We start from the raw sequence: 14,018 nt of genomic DNA on the forward strand, positions 1-14,018 counted from the left end.
TCACGGAGCCCGCACCATGCAGATCGAAGCCCCTCCCGTCCTGCGCGACACCCCCAAACCCCAAGGTGAACGGCGCGGCCTGGTGCTCGTCCACACCGGCACCGGCAAAGGCAAGAGCACGGCCGCCTTCGGCCTGGCGCTGCGCGCCCATGGCCGGGGCAAGGCGGTCAAGGTCTACCAGTTCATGAAGGTGCCCTCGGCGCGCTTCGGCGAGCACCGCCTGTTCGAACAGCTGGGCATTCCCATCGAAGGCCTGGGCGACGGCTTCAGCTGGAAGAGCCGCGACCTGGACCACTCGGCCGAACTCGCGCTCGACGGTTGGGCCAAGGCCGAGGCCACCATCCGCGCGGGTGAACACTTCATGGTGGTGCTGGACGAAATCATGTACCCGCTGCGCTACGGCTGGGTGCCGCTGGAGGCGGTGCTGACCTGCCTGCGCGAGCGACCGCCGCACGTCCACGTGGTGCTCACCGGGCGCGGGGCGCCGGCCGAACTCATCGAGCTGGCCGACACGGTGACCGAGATGACGCTGATCAAGCACCACTTCAAGGCCGGCGTTCCCGCACAGCGAGGCATTGAAGACTGATGGGCGCCATGCTGCCCGTGCCAACGCTGGCGATGCTGGGGCTGCTCGGCGGCATGGCCGTGCCGGCGCTCGCGCAGCACCGCATCGTCACGCTGTCGCCCTCGCTCACCGAGGCCGTGTGCGCGCTCGGTCACTGCGCCGAACTGGTCGGCACCGACCGCCATTCCAGCTGGCCGGGCAGCGTGTCCAAGCTGCCCAAGGTCGGCGGCCTGGCCGATGCGCAGATCGAACACATCGTGGCGCTGCGGCCCGACATGGTGCTGCTCGGGCCGCGCAGCCGCGCCGGTGAGCGCCTGACCGAACTCGGCGTGCCGGTGCAGACCTTCGACGCGCGCACCCACGCCGACCTCAAGCGCATGCTGCTCGCGCTCGGCCAGTCGCTGGGCGAGACGGCGCGCGCCCTCGAACTGGTGCGGCGCATCGACCAGGAGCTCGACGCCGCCGCGCGCCGCGTGCCGGCGTCCCTGCGCGGCCGCACGGTGTATGTGGAGGTCGGCATCGGTCCCACCGCCGCCAGCGCCAAAAGCTTCATCGGCGAAACCGTGGCGCGGCTCGGCCTCGTCAACATCGTGAGCGGCGACGCCGGCCTGTTCCCGCGCGTCAACCCCGAGATGGTGGTGCGCCGCTCGCCCGATCTGATCATCGGCCCCCAGTCCACGCTCTCGGGCATGACCGAGCGCCCCGGCTGGGCCGGCCTGCAGGCGCTGCGCCGCCAGCAGGTCTGCCAGCTCGACGCCGACCGAATGGACCTGCTCTCGCGCCCCGGTCCCCGCCTGGGCGAGGCCGCGCAGATGCTGGTCGATTGCCTGCTCGCCTTGCCCCCTCGCCCCTGAATAGGAGACCCCTGATGCAAACCCGCAAGATCCCCGCCACCATCGTCACCGGCTTCCTCGGTGCCGGCAAGACCACGCTGCTGCGCCACCTGCTCACGAACGCGCAGGGCCGGCGCATCGCCGTCATCGTCAACGAGTTCGGCGAACTCGGCATCGACGGCGAGCTGCTGCGCGGCTGCGGCATCGGCTGCGACGAGAACGGCGAAGAGAACGGCCAGCTGTTCGAGCTCGCCAACGGTTGCCTGTGCTGCACGGTGCAGGAAGAGTTCGCGCCCGTGATGGAGCAGCTCGCCGCGCGCCGCGACCAGATCGACCACCTGGTCATCGAAACCTCCGGCCTCGCCTTGCCCAAGCCGCTGGTGCAGGCCTTCCAGTGGCCCGCGCTGCGCAACGCCTTCACGGTGGACGCCGTGGTGACCGTGGTGGACGCCCCGGCCGTGGCCGCCGGCCGCTTCGCCGAAGACCCGGTGGCGGTGGACGCGCAGCGCCGCGCCGACGAGAACCTGGACCACGACTCGCCGCTGGCCGAGCTGTTCGAGGACCAACTGGCCACCGCCGATCTGGTGGTGGTGCACAAGACCGATGGCCTGGACGCCGCCACGCTGGCCGAGGTGGAGGCCATCATCCGCGCCGAGACGCCGGCCGGCGTGAAGCTGGTGCATGCGCAGCACGGCAAGCTGGACCTGGGCGTGCTGCTCGGTCTGGAGCGCGCGGTGGAAGACGTGATCGACCAGCGCAAGACCCACCACGACGAGGAAGAGGACCACGACCACGACGAGTTCGACTCGGTCTCGCTCACGCTGGAGGTGGCAGACCGCCAGCGCCTGCTGGACGCGCTCGTGGCCCTGGTGCAGCGCCACGAGATCTACCGCGTCAAGGGCTTCGTGGCCCTGCCCGGCGCGGCCATGCGCCTGGTGGTGCAGGGCGTGGGCCAGCGCTTCGACAGCCACTTCGACCGGCCCTGGCGCGCCGACGACGCGCGCGCGACGCGGCTGGTGTTCATCGGCGACCACCTCGACCGCGACACGCTGCAGAACGAACTCCAGTCGGCCCTGAGCACCGACACCAGCGTGGCCTGACATGCACCTCCTGTCCACACGCCCGGGCGGCCACGTCGAAGACGGCGGGCAGGGCATCGTGCGCGTGGAGCAGACCCCCGGCGACATCGTGGTGCTCAGCGCCGCCGATACCACGCTCTCGCTGCTGGCCGACGCCGCCGCGGGCCTGGGCAGCGATTTCCCCAGCGTGCGGCTGTGCAACCTGATGTGGCTGCGCCAGCCCGCGTCCACCGACCTGTACGTGGACGACGTGCTGCGCCACGCGCGCGTGGTCGTCATCGACCACCTGGGCGCGCCGAGCGACTGGGCCTACGTGGTGGAGCAGGCGGTCTCGCTGGCGGCGAAACACGGCCAGTGGCTGGCCCTGTTCTCGGGCGACAACGCGCAGGACCCGCAGCTGCTGATGCGCAGCACCGCCGCGCCCGAGGACTGCGACCGGCTCTGGCGCTGCCTGCGCGAAGGCGGGCGCGAGAACGCGCTGGCCTTCTTCTCGCTCATCGGCCACGCGGCCTTTGGCCGGGGCCCGAAGCCACCGCCGCCCCGGCCCCTGCCGCCGGTGATGCCCTACACGCCGCAGGCCGCCGCGCCCTGGATCGATGGCGCGCCGGTGGCGCTGCTGGTGTTCTACCGCGCGCACCTGCAGGCCGGCAACACCGCCGTGTTCGACGCCCTGCTCGCCGCCCTGGCCGAGGAAGGGCTCAACGCCCTCGCGGTGGCGGTGGACTCCCTGAAAAACCCCGAGAGCCTGGCCGAGCTGCAGGCCCTGGCCGCCGAGCGTGGCGTGGGCGTGGTGCTCAACGCCACCAGCTTCGCCGTGGCCTCGCTCGACGGCGACAGCACCGAGGCGGTGGCGCTGGCCGGCGACGCGCCGGTCTTGCAGCTCATCACCGCCGGCTGCTCGCAGGAACAGTGGGCGGCCGACCCGCATGGTCTCGCGCCGCGCGACCTCGCCATGCAGGTGGTGCTGCCCGAGGTGGACGGCCGCATCGGCACGCGCGCCATCAGCTTCAAGGGCCTGGCCTGGCGCTGCGAGCGCACCGAGGTGGACGTGGTGCGCTACCAGCCCGAGCCCGAGCGCATCCGCTTCGTGGCCGAGCTCGCGCGCCGCTGGTGCGCGCTGCGCGACAAGCCGCCCGCCGACAAGCGCCTCGCGCTCATCCTCGCCAACTACCCCAACGACGACGCCCGGCTGGCCAACGGTGTGGGCCTGGACACGCCCGCGTCCACCGCACTCATCCTGCGCGCCTTGCGCGACGCGGGCTACTCCACCGGTGAGCTGCCGGCCGATGGCGATGCGCTCATGGCGTGCCTGGTGCAGGGCGTCACCAACGACACCGACGCCAATCACCACCGGCCGGCCGGCCAGAGCCTCGCCATGGCGGACTACCTGCGCGACTTCCAGGCCTTGCCGCCCGAGAGCCAGGCCGCGGTCAACGCACTCTGGGGTGCGCCCGAGCAGGACCCGATGCAGCGTGGCGGCCGCTTCATGGTGCCCGGCCTGCGCCTGGGCCAGGTCTTCGTGGGCATCCAGCCCGCGCGCGGGCGCGACCTCGACCTGGTCGCCAGCTACCACGACGCCGACCTCGTGCCCACGCACGGCTACCTGGCCTTCTATTTCTGGCTGCGGCGCGCCTTCGCGGTGGATGCCGTGGCGCACGTGGGCAAACACGGCAACCTCGAATGGCTGCCGGGCAAGAGCGTGGCCCTGGGGGCGGCCTGCTGGCCCGACGTGCTGCTGGGCCCGCTGCCGCACCTGTACCCCTTCATCGTCAACGATCCGGGCGAGGGCAGCCAGGCCAAGCGCCGCACGCAGGCGGTCATCATCGACCACCTCATGCCCGCGCTCACGCGCGCCGAGACCTACGGTCCGCTGCAGGAGCTCGAGCGCCAGATGGACGAGTTCTACGAAGCGCTCGCGCTCGACCCGCGCCGCGCCAGGCTGCTGCGCGAAGGCATCCTGGCGCAGGTGCTGAAACACCAGCTGCACCGCGAGCTGGGCTTCCAGCCGCCGGCCGACGAGGCGCAGCGCGAACAGCTGCTCGCGAAGCTCGACGCCTACCTGTGCGAGATCAAGGAATCGCAGATCCGCGACGGCCTGCACATCCTCGGCCGCTCGCCGCAGGGCCGCCAGCGCACCGACACCCTGGTGGCGCTCGCGCGCTTCCCCGGCGGGCAGGCGGCGGGGCAGGGCAGCCTGCTGGTGGCACTGGCCAACGACCTGGGCCTGGACGGCTTCGACCCGCTCAGCCCCGAGTGGGCCGAGGCCTGGAACGGCCCACGCCCGGAGGCGCTGCAGGCCATGGGCGACGAGCCCTGGCGCCACGCCGGCCACACCCGCGAGCGGCTGGAGTGGCTGGCCGCCGCGCTCGTCGACAAGCACCTGGGCGCGGACGGGACGCTGCTCGATGCGCAGGCCTGGCCGCACACGGCCCCGGTGATCCATCGCATGCGCGAAACCCTCGCGCCCCGGCTCGACGCCTGCGGCCCGAATGAGACCAGCCAGCTCCTGCGCGGCCTCGCAGGCCGCTTCGTGCCCGCCGGCCCGAGCGGCGCACCTTCGCGCGGCCGCCCCGACGTGCTGCCCACCGGGCGCAACTTCTATTCGGTCGACACGCGCGCCGTGCCCACGCCCACCGCCTACGCCATGGGCGCGCTCGCGGCTGACCGTGTGATCGAGCGCCACCTGCAGGACCACGGCAGCTTCCCCACGGCGGTCGGCCTCTCGGTGTGGGGCACCAGCACCATGCGCACCGGCGGCGAGGACATCGGCCAAGCCTTCGCGCTGCTCGGCGTGCGGCCGAAGTGGGCGCCCGGCAGCCACCGGGTGGTGGACATCGAGGTGCTGCCCATGGCCATCAAGAACCGGCCGCGCATCGACGTGACGCTGCGCGTCTCCGGCTTCTTCCGCGACGCTTTTCCCAACGTGATCGACCTGTTCGACACGGCGGTGCGCGCCGTCGCCGCGATTTCGCAGGACGACGAGCCGGACGAGGTGAACCCGATCCGCGCGCGCGTGCAGCGCGAAGCCGCGGAGGCCATGGCGGCCGGCGCGGCGGACGAGGACGCGCAACGCCGCGCCACCTGGCGCGTGTTCGGCCCGCCTCCTGGCGGCTACGGCGCCGGCCTGCAGGAGCTGATCGACAGCCGGCGCTGGAGCGGCAACGCCGACCTCGCGCAGGCCTACCTGCGCGCGGGCGCCTTCGCCTACGGGCAGGACGGCCACGGCACGGCCGCGCGCGAGGCCTTCGAGCAGCGCCTGGCGCGCGTGGACGCGGTGCTGCACAACCAGGACAACCGCGAGCACGACATCCTCGACTCCGACGACTACTACCAGTTCCAGGGCGGCATGGCCTCGGCCGTGCAGCACCTGAGCGGCGCGAGCGCCGCGCTGTACCACGGCGACTTCAGCACGCCCGGCGCGCCGCGCGTGCGCACGCTCGGCGAGGAAGTGGCCCGCGTGGTGCGTTCGCGCGCCGTCAACCCCAAGTGGATCGACGGTGTGAAACGCCACGGCTACAAGGGCGCGTTCGAGATCGCCGCCACGGTGGACTACCTGTTCGCCTTCGACGCCACCACCGGCGTGGTCGGCGACCACCAGTACGCGCTGGTGGCCGAGGCCTACCTGCACGACGACGCCACGCGCGCCTTCCTGCAACAACACAACCCGCTGGCCCTGCGCGGCATCGGCGAGCGCCTGCTCGAAGCCATGCAGCGCGGCCTGTGGGCCGAGCCGGGCGAGCACCGGGAACGCATCGAACAGCACCTGCTGGCGCTCGAACACGCACTGGAAGAAGGACCCCTGAAATGACGAACACCGCCTTGCCCGAACTGCACGCGGCGTCCCACGCCACCTTTCCCTTCACCGCCCTGGTCGGCCACGACGCGCTGCAGCGCGCGCTGCTGCTCGCCGCCATCGACCCTGGCATGGGCGGCGTGCTCATCAGCGGGCCGCGCGGCACGGCCAAGTCCACCTCGGCGCGCGCGCTGGCCGCGCTGCTGCCGCAGGCGCCCTTCGTCACGCTGCCGCTGGCGGCCAGCCTGGAACAGCTGGTGGGCACGCTCAACCTCGAAGACGTGCTGCGCGACGGCCAGGTGCGGCTCGCGCCCGGCCTGGTGGCGCGCGCGCACGGCGGTGTGCTGTACGTCGATGAAGTCAACCTGCTGCCCGATGCGCTGGTGGACGCACTGCTCGACGTGGCCGCCAGCGGCGTGAACACGGTGGAGCGCGACGGCGTCTCGCGCCAGCACGCCGCGCAATTCGTGCTGGTGGGCACCATGAACCCGGAAGAGGGCGAGCTGCGCCCGCAGCTGCTGGACCGCTTCGGCCTGTCGGTGGCGCTCGCCAACCCCGACGATGCCGCGCAGCGCCAGGCCATCGTGCGCGCACGCCTGGCCTTCGACGCCGACCCGCACGCGCTGCTGGCCGAACACGCCGCCGCGCAGTCCCGGCTGGTGGCCACGCTGGCCGCCGCGCGCGCCGCGCTGGCGCAGCTGCCGTGGCCGGACGCTGTGGTGCAGCACGCCGCGCACCTCGCCCTGGCCGCCGGTGTCGACGGCATCCGCGCCGACCTCGTCATGCTGCGCGCCGCGCGCGCCCTGGCCGCGCTGGAGCAGCGCGACCACGTGGGCGTGGCCGATGTGGACGCGGTGGCCGAACTCGCGCTGGCACACCGCCGCGCGCCCGACAGCGCCACGCCGCCGATGTCCCGTCCTTCCCATGCCCCGGCGGGCGGGCAGGGTGCCGCCGCGGCGTCGAACGGCACCGAGCCCGACGGCGACTGGGGCGCCTTGCCGCCGCAGCCCGAGGCCATGGCGTCGGTGAAACACACGGGGGCCTGGCCCCCAAAAAAAGCATGAGCCACCCCGGCCCGCGCGCGCCCATGGCGAGCGGCGGCCGGCGGTGGCTTGCCCCGAACCTCTCCCCGAAACCGGGCCTGGCCCGGCACGCAGTGCGCCCGGCCGACGCGGCGGGCGCCGGCATTCACTGGCTGCGCACCTTGCAGGCCAAAGGGTCGCAGCGCCTCGCGCCCGTGCACCTGCGCCACCGGCCGGTGAGCCCGCGCACGCCCCCGCTGCACCTGATCGCGCTCGACACCTCGGGCTCGATGCGCCGGGGCGGGCGGCTGGCCTGGGCCAAGGGCTATGCCGCGCGCCTGATCGAGCAGGCTGCGCGCGCCGGCGACCACGTGGCGCTGCTGAGCTTCGGCGGCCAGGGCGTGCAGCTGTTGCTGCCACCCGGCCCGGCCCGCGCGGCCGGCCGCGAGCGCGTGCGGCCGGTGGGTGGCGGCGGCGGCACACCGCTGTCGGCCTGCCTGAACGAGGCCGATCGCCTGCTGCGCAAGACGCAGCGGCAGCGCGGCGCGGCGGGTGGCGACTGCCTGTGGCTGCTCACCGACGGCCGCACGCTCGAACAACCCATGGCCCCCGGCTCGGCGGGCCACATCGTCGTCGTGGATTTCGACGACCCTCTGCGGCCCCTGGGCCGGTGCGCGGCCTGGGCCGAGCGCTGGCAGGCCGAACACCGCCTGCCGGCCTGATCACGCAGCCCACACCATGTCCCTGACACCCATCACCGAAGTGATCGTCTGCACCACCTGCCGGCCCCCGGGCGCTTCGCGCGAGGAGCCGGCGGCCGGCGCGCTGCTGTTCGAGGCCGTGCAGGCCGTGCAAGGGCGCAACGCCGAGCCCCTGGTGCGGGTGCGGGGCATGGCCTGCCTCAGCAGCTGCTCGCGCGCCTGCTCGGTGGCCTTTCAGGCGCCGGGCAAACACACCTACCTGTTCGGCGATCTGGTGCCCGATGCCGAGACGGCGGAGCACGTGCTCGTCTGCGCCGGCCTGCACGCGGCCGCGAGCGACGGCAACCTGCTGCGCAACGCGCGGCCGGAGCGCCTGCGCAGCGGCATCCTCGCGCGCCTGCCCCCCAACCTCACGGGGGCGGAGCCATGAGCCCCCACCTGTTCCTGCCGGAGCGCCGAAAGGCGCGGCGCCCCGGCTTCCCTGTCCGCACGCCTCAACCCTTCTTGAAATGGAGCACCCCATGATTGGAACCAGCACCACGGCGCCCTCGGGCGTCACGTCCGCCGTGCGCAGCCTGCTGCTGCAACTGGCCGCCGCCGCCGCCCTCGGGCTGGTGGTTCTCTACGGTGTGGCGTTCGCCGAGAGCCCGGTCGCGCACAACGCGGCGCACGACGTGCGCCACGTCACCGTGAAGCCTTGCCATTGAGACGCACCCCCGCCGCGCTCCGCGCGACCCCCTCAAGGGGGCGGCGCCTGCGGCCCGGCAGAGCCGGTTCCGCGGCACCTCTGGAATAGACCATTCCTGTTCGACATTTTTTGGAGTTTGAACATGATTTTTCAACGACTGATCTGGGCCGGGCTCGCCGTGGCCCTCGCCGTGGGCATCGTGCAGACCGGTGTGCAGCACCTGCAGGCCGTGCCCATCATCCTGGCCGCCGAGGCCTACGAAGACCAGAAGATCGAAGCGCCCGCGACCACCGCACCGGCCGACGCCCATGCCGGTCATGAAGGCCATGCGATGGCCGAGGAAGCCGAAGCGTGGGCCCCGGCCGACGGCTTCGAGCGCACCGCCTGGACCTTCGCCGCCAACGTGCTGCACGCCTTCAGCATGGCGCTGCTGGTGTTCGCCGTGATGGGCGTGGCCCTGTGGCGCGGCACCACGCTGCGCGCGCTGCCGCTGGCCCTGGTGACCGCCGCTGCCGGCTGGCTGGTGTTCCACTTCTGGCCTTCCATCGGCCTGCACGCCGAGATTCCCGGCATGGACGCGGCCCGCCTGGGTTCGCGCCAGGGCTGGTGGACCCTCGCCGCGGTGAGCGCGGCGCTGGCCTGTGCCTCCGTGGCCGGTTTCAAGAGCCCCCTGCGCTGGCTGCTCGCCGCCGCGCTGCTGGCCTTGCCTTATGTGGTGGGTGCGCCGCACATCACCGCCGATCCGCTGGCCGGTTTCCAGGGTGAAGCACAGGCTGCGCTGCGCGACCTCGGTAGCCAGTTCGTCTGGGCGACCACCTGGATCTCGCTGACCTTCTGGCTCTGCATGGGCGTGGCCGCAGGCCTGGCGTTCCAGCGCTGGGTGCAACCGATCCTGCGCGCCACCTTCGGCGAAGCCGGCAAGCTGCCGCAAGCGGCCTGACGAGGTGGCAGTCTGCCTGTCCGCGAGGACAGGCAGAATACCGCTCCCCTAAGTCGAAAGGACTATGAACATGACGACCATCACCGACATCGCCCCGCCGCAGGCCGCCAGCGCCGCGCAGCCCCTGCATTTCCACGCCAAGCCCGCGCCCCAGCCCGCCACCGACGCCGGCACGGACGCCTGGCGCGTGGAAGACGTGCAGGCGCTGTTCGACCTGCCGTTCTCCGATCTGCTGCACCGCGCGCAGACCGTGCACCGCGAACACTTCGACCCCGCCGAGGTCGAGCTCGCGACGCTGCTGTCGGTGAAGACCGGCGGCTGCCCGGAAGACTGCGGCTACTGCCCGCAGTCGGTGCATTTCGACACCGGCCTCACCGCGGGCAAGCTCATGGGCGTGGACGCGGTGCGCGAGGCCGCGCAGCGCGCGAAGCAGGCCGGTGCCACGCGCTTCTGCATGGGCGCGGCCTGGCGCGCGCCAAAAGACCGCGACGTGGATGCCGTGGCCGAACTCGTGCGCACCGTGAAAGCCGAGGGCCTGGAGGCCTGTGCCACGCTGGGCATGTTGTCCGACGGCCATGCCGAGATCCTGCGCGACGCGGGCCTGGACTACTACAACCACAACCTCGACAGCGCGCCCGACTTCTACGGCGAGATCATCACCACGCGCGACTACCAGGACCGCCTGGACACGCTGGCGCGCGTGCGCGGCGCGGGCGTGAAGGTCTGCTGCGGCGGCATCGTGGGCATGGGCGAGTCGCGCCTGCAGCGCGCCGCGCTTGTGGCCCAGCTCGCCAACCTCGCGCCCGACTACCCCGAGTCGGTCCCGATCAACCACCTCGTGAAAGTGCAGGGCACGCCGCTGGCCGATCAGCCCGACCTGGACCCGCTCGAGTTCGTGCGCACCATCGCGGTGGCGCGCATCACCATGCCGCGCGCGCGGGTGCGCCTGTCGGCCGGGCGCCAGCAGATGAGCGAGGCGGTGCAGGCCCTGTGTTTCCTGGCCGGCGCCAATTCCATCTTCTACGGCGAGAAGCTGCTCACCACCGGCAACCCCGACGTGGCGGCCGACATGGGCCTTCTCGCCAAGCTGGGCCTGCGGCCGCGCCACGTCTCGGCCGACTGAAGCCACCGCGCATGTCCTCGCTCAACGAGACCTGGCGCCAGCGCAGCCTCGCGGCGGTGTGGCACCCCTGCACCCAGATGAAGCTGCACGCGCCCGAGGGCGCGGCCCTGCCGCTGGTGCCGGTGGCGCGGGCCGAAGGGGTCTGGCTGCACGACCACGACGGCCGGCGCTACCTCGACGCCATCAGCTCCTGGTGGGTCAACCTGTTCGGGCACAACCACCCCGCCATCCGCGCCGCGCTCACGGACCAGCTGAACCGGCTGGACCACGTGATGCTGGCCGGCTTCACCCACGCGCCGGTGGTGGAGCTGTCCGAGCGCCTGTCCTCGGCCACCGGGCTGGGCCATGCCTTCTACGGCAGCGACGGCGCCAGCGCCACCGAGATCGCGCTCAAGATGAGCGCGCACCACTGGCGCAACGCGGGGCGGCCCGGCAAGAGCTGCTTCGTCGGGCTGGCGGGCGGTTACCACGGCGAGACCGTGGGCGCGCTGGCCGTGACCGACATCGCGCTCTTTCGCGAGGCCTACGCGCCGTTGGTGCGCCTGGCGGCCACGGTGCCCAGCCCCGATGCGCGCGCGGCGCTGCCGGGCGAGTCCGCCGCCGACGTGGCCGAGCGCGCCGCCAAGGTGCTGGCCGACTGGCTGGCCGAACACCATGAGGACACGGCGGCGCTGATCGTCGAGCCACTGATCCAGTGCGCCGCCGGCATGGCGATGCACGACCCCCACTATTTGCGGCGCGCGCGCGAGCTGTGCGACCGTTACGAGGTGCACCTGGTGCTGGACGAGATCGCGGTCGGCTTCGGCCGCACCGGCACGCTGTTCGCGCACCAGCAGGCCGGCATCCGCGCCGACTTCCTGTGCCTCTCCAAAGGGCTGACCGGCGGCACGCTGCCGCTGTCGGTGGTGCTCACCACCGACGAGGTCTACGCCGCCTTCTACGACGACCAGGTCGCGCGCGGTTTCCTGCATTCGCACAGCTACACCGGCAACCCGCTGGCCTGCCGCGCCGCACTGGCCACGCTTGACCTGTTCGAGCAGACCGACGCGCTGCGGCGCAATGGGGCCACCGCCGAACGCCTGGCCGCGCAGTTCGCACCGCTCTCGGCGCACCCACGTGTGCGCCACGCGCGCCGCCAGGGCATGGTGTTCGCGTGGGACGTGGCCAGCAGCCTGCCCGACTTCGGCCGCCGCTATGCCCGCCACGCGCTGGAGCGCGGGCTGGTGCTGCGGCCCATCGGGCACACGCTGTACGCCATGCCGCCCTACGTGATCGACGAAGCCGAAAGCGACTGGCTGGCGCGGGGCGCGCTGGCCGCCTTGGAAGCCACGCTGGCGGAAGAGGCAACCGGTGCGAGCCCCGCTGGCATCGCGGAGGTGCGCGATGGCGTTTGACGGCTGCTTCGTCACCGGCACCGACACCGGCGTGGGCAAGACCCTGGTCAGCGCCGCGCTGCTGCACACGCTCGCGCGGCACCACCGCCGCGTGGTCGGCATGAAGCCGGTGGCGGCGGGCCTGATCGAGCACCGGGGGCAATGGGTCAGCGAAGACGTGCTGGCCTTGCGCGCGGCGTCCACGGTGGTGGTGCCGGCCGAACTCGACAACCCGGTGGCCCTGCCCGAGGCCATCGCGCCCCACCTCGCGGCCGAGCGCGCGGGCCGCACCGTGACCGTGGCCGAACTGCTGGCCGCGCACCGCGCGCTGCGTGCGCACGCCGACGTGGTGGTGGTCGAAGGCGCGGGCGGCTGGCGCGTGCCGGTCAACGAAGAGGAAACCCTGGCCGACCTCGCGCGCGCCATCGGTGCGCCGGTGGTGCTGGTGGTGGGGCTGCGCCTGGGCTGCCTGAACCACGCGCTGCTCACGGCCGAGGCCATCCGCGCCGACGGCCTTATCCTGGCGGGCTGGGTGGCCAACGCCATCGACCCCGACATGCCTTGCCGCGAAGAGAACATCGAGACGCTGCGCCGCTGGCTGCCGGCACCGCTGCTGGGCCGCGTGCCCTGGCAGGCCGCCGCCCCGAAGGCCCATGACATTGCGCTGGAGCTGCCCCATGACCTGGTTGGATGAATTCGACGAGCGCCTGGCCGCGCTGGACGCGCAGTCGCTGCGCCGCCGCCGCCGCGAGGTGGTGCCGCAGCAGGGCGCGCGGCTGTGCGTCGATGGGGAATCGCTGCTGGCCTTCTGCAGCAACGACTACCTCGGTCTGGCGCAGGACCCGCTCTTGCGCGAAGCGGTGCACGCCGCCGTGGACCGCTACGGCGTGGGGTCCGGTGCCTCGCCCATGGTCAGCGGCCACAGCGCGGCCAACGCGGCGCTGGAGCGCGAACTCGCCCAGGCCGTGGGCCTGCCGCGCGCGCTCTATTTCTACGCCGGCTACGCCACCAACGCCAGCATCGTGCCGGCCCTGGTGGGCGAGGGCGATGCCCTGTTTTCGGACGCGCTGAACCACGCCTGCCTGATTGACGGCGCGCGCCTGTCTCGCGCCACGGTGCACCGCTACCCCCATGCCGATCTGGCGCGGCTCGACGCGCTGCTGGCAGCCAGCCCGGCGCGGCGCAAGCTGGTCATCAGCGACGCGGTGTTCAGCATGGACGGCGACGTCGCCGACATCGCGGCGTTGCACGCGCTGTGCGAACGGCACGACGCCTTGCTGCTGCTGGACGACGCACACGGCTTCGGCGTGCTCGGGCCACAAGGGCGCGGCGCCCTGGCCGCTGCGGAACTGACCGGCCCGCAGGCCTCGCCGCGGGTGCTCTACATGGCCACGCTGGGCAAGGCCCTGGGCGTGGCCGGTGCTTTCGTGGCCGGCCCCGATCGCCTGGTGGAGTGGCTGCTGCAGAAGACCCGCAGCTACACCTACGCCACGGCCGCGCCCGCGCTGCTGGCCGAGGCGGTGCGCGCCGGCCTGCGCTGCGTGCTCGGGCCCGACGGCGAACGCCGCCGGCGGCATCTGCAGGCGCTCATCGCGCAGTTGCGCGAAGGCCTGGCACCGGGGGCCGATGCCGTGCTCGACGCGGCCGGCTGGGCCCTGATGCCCTCGGCCACCGCGATCCAGCCGCTGGTGATCGGCGACAACGCCGCCGCACTGGCCGTGATGGCCGTGCTGCGCGAACAAGGGCTGTGGGTGCCCGCGATCCGCCCGCCCACCGTGCCCGCAGGCACCGCGCGGCTGCGCATCGCGCTCTCGGCCGCGCACCAGCCGGCGGACATCGACGCGCTGCTGCGCGCCCTGCGGATCGCCGCCGCCTCCACGGCGGCGCTGCCGGCATGAGCT

At 72.8% G+C, this 14,018-nt stretch carries 13 protein-coding genes; all 13 read left to right on the top strand.

The genetic code is table 11. The features are described 5' to 3' along the window. Positions 1-16: 16 nt before the first annotated feature. Positions 17-586, top strand: coding sequence for a cob(I)yrinic acid a,c-diamide adenosyltransferase (gene cobO, locus ACODTB_RS02405; RefSeq protein ID WP_291111298.1), 570 nt, complete (start codon positions 17-19; stop codon positions 584-586). An 8-nt stretch (positions 587-594) separates the two neighbouring features. Then, positions 595-1,419, top strand: a complete 825-nt coding sequence (locus ACODTB_RS02410; protein ID WP_291111296.1) for an ABC transporter substrate-binding protein — start codon at positions 595-597, stop codon at positions 1,417-1,419. A 14-nt stretch (positions 1,420-1,433) separates the two neighbouring features. After that, positions 1,434-2,498, top strand: a complete 1,065-nt coding sequence (gene cobW, locus ACODTB_RS02415) for a cobalamin biosynthesis protein CobW (protein WP_291111294.1) — start codon at positions 1,434-1,436, stop codon at positions 2,496-2,498. 1 nt (position 2,499) lies between these two features. Further along, entirely contained in the window at positions 2,500-6,285 is a 3,786-nt protein-coding gene (gene cobN, locus ACODTB_RS02420) for a cobaltochelatase subunit CobN (RefSeq protein WP_291111292.1), read from the top strand. After that, positions 6,282-7,334 (top strand): magnesium chelatase ATPase subunit I, encoded by a 1,053-nt coding sequence (locus tag ACODTB_RS02425; RefSeq protein ID WP_291111290.1) that lies wholly within the window; start codon positions 6,282-6,284, stop codon positions 7,332-7,334. The genes cobN and ACODTB_RS02425 overlap by 4 nt, the downstream gene beginning before the upstream one ends. After that, entirely contained in the window at positions 7,331-8,014 is a 684-nt protein-coding gene (locus ACODTB_RS02430; protein ID WP_291111288.1) for a vWA domain-containing protein, read from the top strand. The genes ACODTB_RS02425 and ACODTB_RS02430 overlap by 4 nt, the downstream gene beginning before the upstream one ends. Before the next feature lie 16 nt (positions 8,015-8,030). Then, complete coding sequence (locus tag ACODTB_RS02435; protein WP_291111286.1) at positions 8,031-8,423, top strand: DUF1636 domain-containing protein; 393 nt, start codon at positions 8,031-8,033, stop codon at positions 8,421-8,423. Positions 8,424-8,514: 91 nt separating this feature from the next. Further along, entirely contained in the window at positions 8,515-8,700 is a 186-nt protein-coding gene (locus ACODTB_RS02440) for a CbtB domain-containing protein (RefSeq protein WP_291111284.1), read from the top strand. A 123-nt stretch (positions 8,701-8,823) separates the two neighbouring features. Then, the gene (locus ACODTB_RS02445; protein WP_291111282.1) at positions 8,824-9,621 is read left to right on the top strand and encodes a CbtA family protein; all 798 of its coding nucleotides are present in this window, start codon (positions 8,824-8,826) and stop codon (positions 9,619-9,621) included. 70 nt (positions 9,622-9,691) lie between these two features. Then, positions 9,692-10,744, top strand: a complete 1,053-nt coding sequence (gene bioB / locus ACODTB_RS02450) for a biotin synthase BioB (RefSeq protein ID WP_291111280.1) — start codon at positions 9,692-9,694, stop codon at positions 10,742-10,744. An 11-nt stretch (positions 10,745-10,755) separates the two neighbouring features. Continuing rightward, positions 10,756-12,138, top strand: coding sequence for an adenosylmethionine--8-amino-7-oxononanoate transaminase (gene bioA / locus ACODTB_RS02455; RefSeq protein WP_291111278.1), 1,383 nt, complete (start codon positions 10,756-10,758; stop codon positions 12,136-12,138). Further along, positions 12,128-12,811, top strand: coding sequence for a dethiobiotin synthase (gene bioD, locus ACODTB_RS02460; RefSeq protein WP_291111276.1), 684 nt, complete (start codon positions 12,128-12,130; stop codon positions 12,809-12,811). Before bioA ends, bioD begins: the two co-directional genes overlap by 11 nt. Next, on the top strand, positions 12,795-14,015 hold the full coding sequence (locus ACODTB_RS02465) for an aminotransferase class I/II-fold pyridoxal phosphate-dependent enzyme (protein WP_291111274.1): 1,221 nt from the start codon (positions 12,795-12,797) through the stop codon (positions 14,013-14,015). Before bioD ends, ACODTB_RS02465 begins: the two co-directional genes overlap by 17 nt. The last annotated feature ends 3 nt before the right edge of the window (positions 14,016-14,018 follow it).

It is taken from the genome of Hydrogenophaga sp. FG152, assembly GCF_057809615.1.

Excerpts from the sequence above, each read along its gene's own strand:
- cobO (WP_291111298.1), top strand. The coding sequence starts at position 17 with ATGCAGATCGAAGCCCCTCCCGTCCTGCGCGACACCCCCAAACCCCAA.
- ACODTB_RS02410 (WP_291111296.1), top strand. The coding sequence starts at position 595 with ATGCTGCCCGTGCCAACGCTGGCGATGCTGGGGCTGCTCGGCGGCATG.
- cobW (WP_291111294.1), top strand. The coding sequence starts at position 1,434 with ATGCAAACCCGCAAGATCCCCGCCACCATCGTCACCGGCTTCCTCGGT.
- cobN (WP_291111292.1), top strand. The coding sequence starts at position 2,500 with ATGCACCTCCTGTCCACACGCCCGGGCGGCCACGTCGAAGACGGCGGG.
- ACODTB_RS02425 (WP_291111290.1), top strand. The coding sequence starts at position 6,282 with ATGACGAACACCGCCTTGCCCGAACTGCACGCGGCGTCCCACGCCACC.
- ACODTB_RS02430 (WP_291111288.1), top strand. The coding sequence starts at position 7,331 with ATGAGCCACCCCGGCCCGCGCGCGCCCATGGCGAGCGGCGGCCGGCGG.
- ACODTB_RS02435 (WP_291111286.1), top strand. The coding sequence starts at position 8,031 with ATGTCCCTGACACCCATCACCGAAGTGATCGTCTGCACCACCTGCCGG.
- ACODTB_RS02440 (WP_291111284.1), top strand. The coding sequence starts at position 8,515 with ATGATTGGAACCAGCACCACGGCGCCCTCGGGCGTCACGTCCGCCGTG.
- ACODTB_RS02445 (WP_291111282.1), top strand. The coding sequence starts at position 8,824 with ATGATTTTTCAACGACTGATCTGGGCCGGGCTCGCCGTGGCCCTCGCC.
- bioB (WP_291111280.1), top strand. The coding sequence starts at position 9,692 with ATGACGACCATCACCGACATCGCCCCGCCGCAGGCCGCCAGCGCCGCG.
- bioA (WP_291111278.1), top strand. The coding sequence starts at position 10,756 with ATGTCCTCGCTCAACGAGACCTGGCGCCAGCGCAGCCTCGCGGCGGTG.
- bioD (WP_291111276.1), top strand. The coding sequence starts at position 12,128 with ATGGCGTTTGACGGCTGCTTCGTCACCGGCACCGACACCGGCGTGGGC.
- ACODTB_RS02465 (WP_291111274.1), top strand. The coding sequence starts at position 12,795 with ATGACCTGGTTGGATGAATTCGACGAGCGCCTGGCCGCGCTGGACGCG.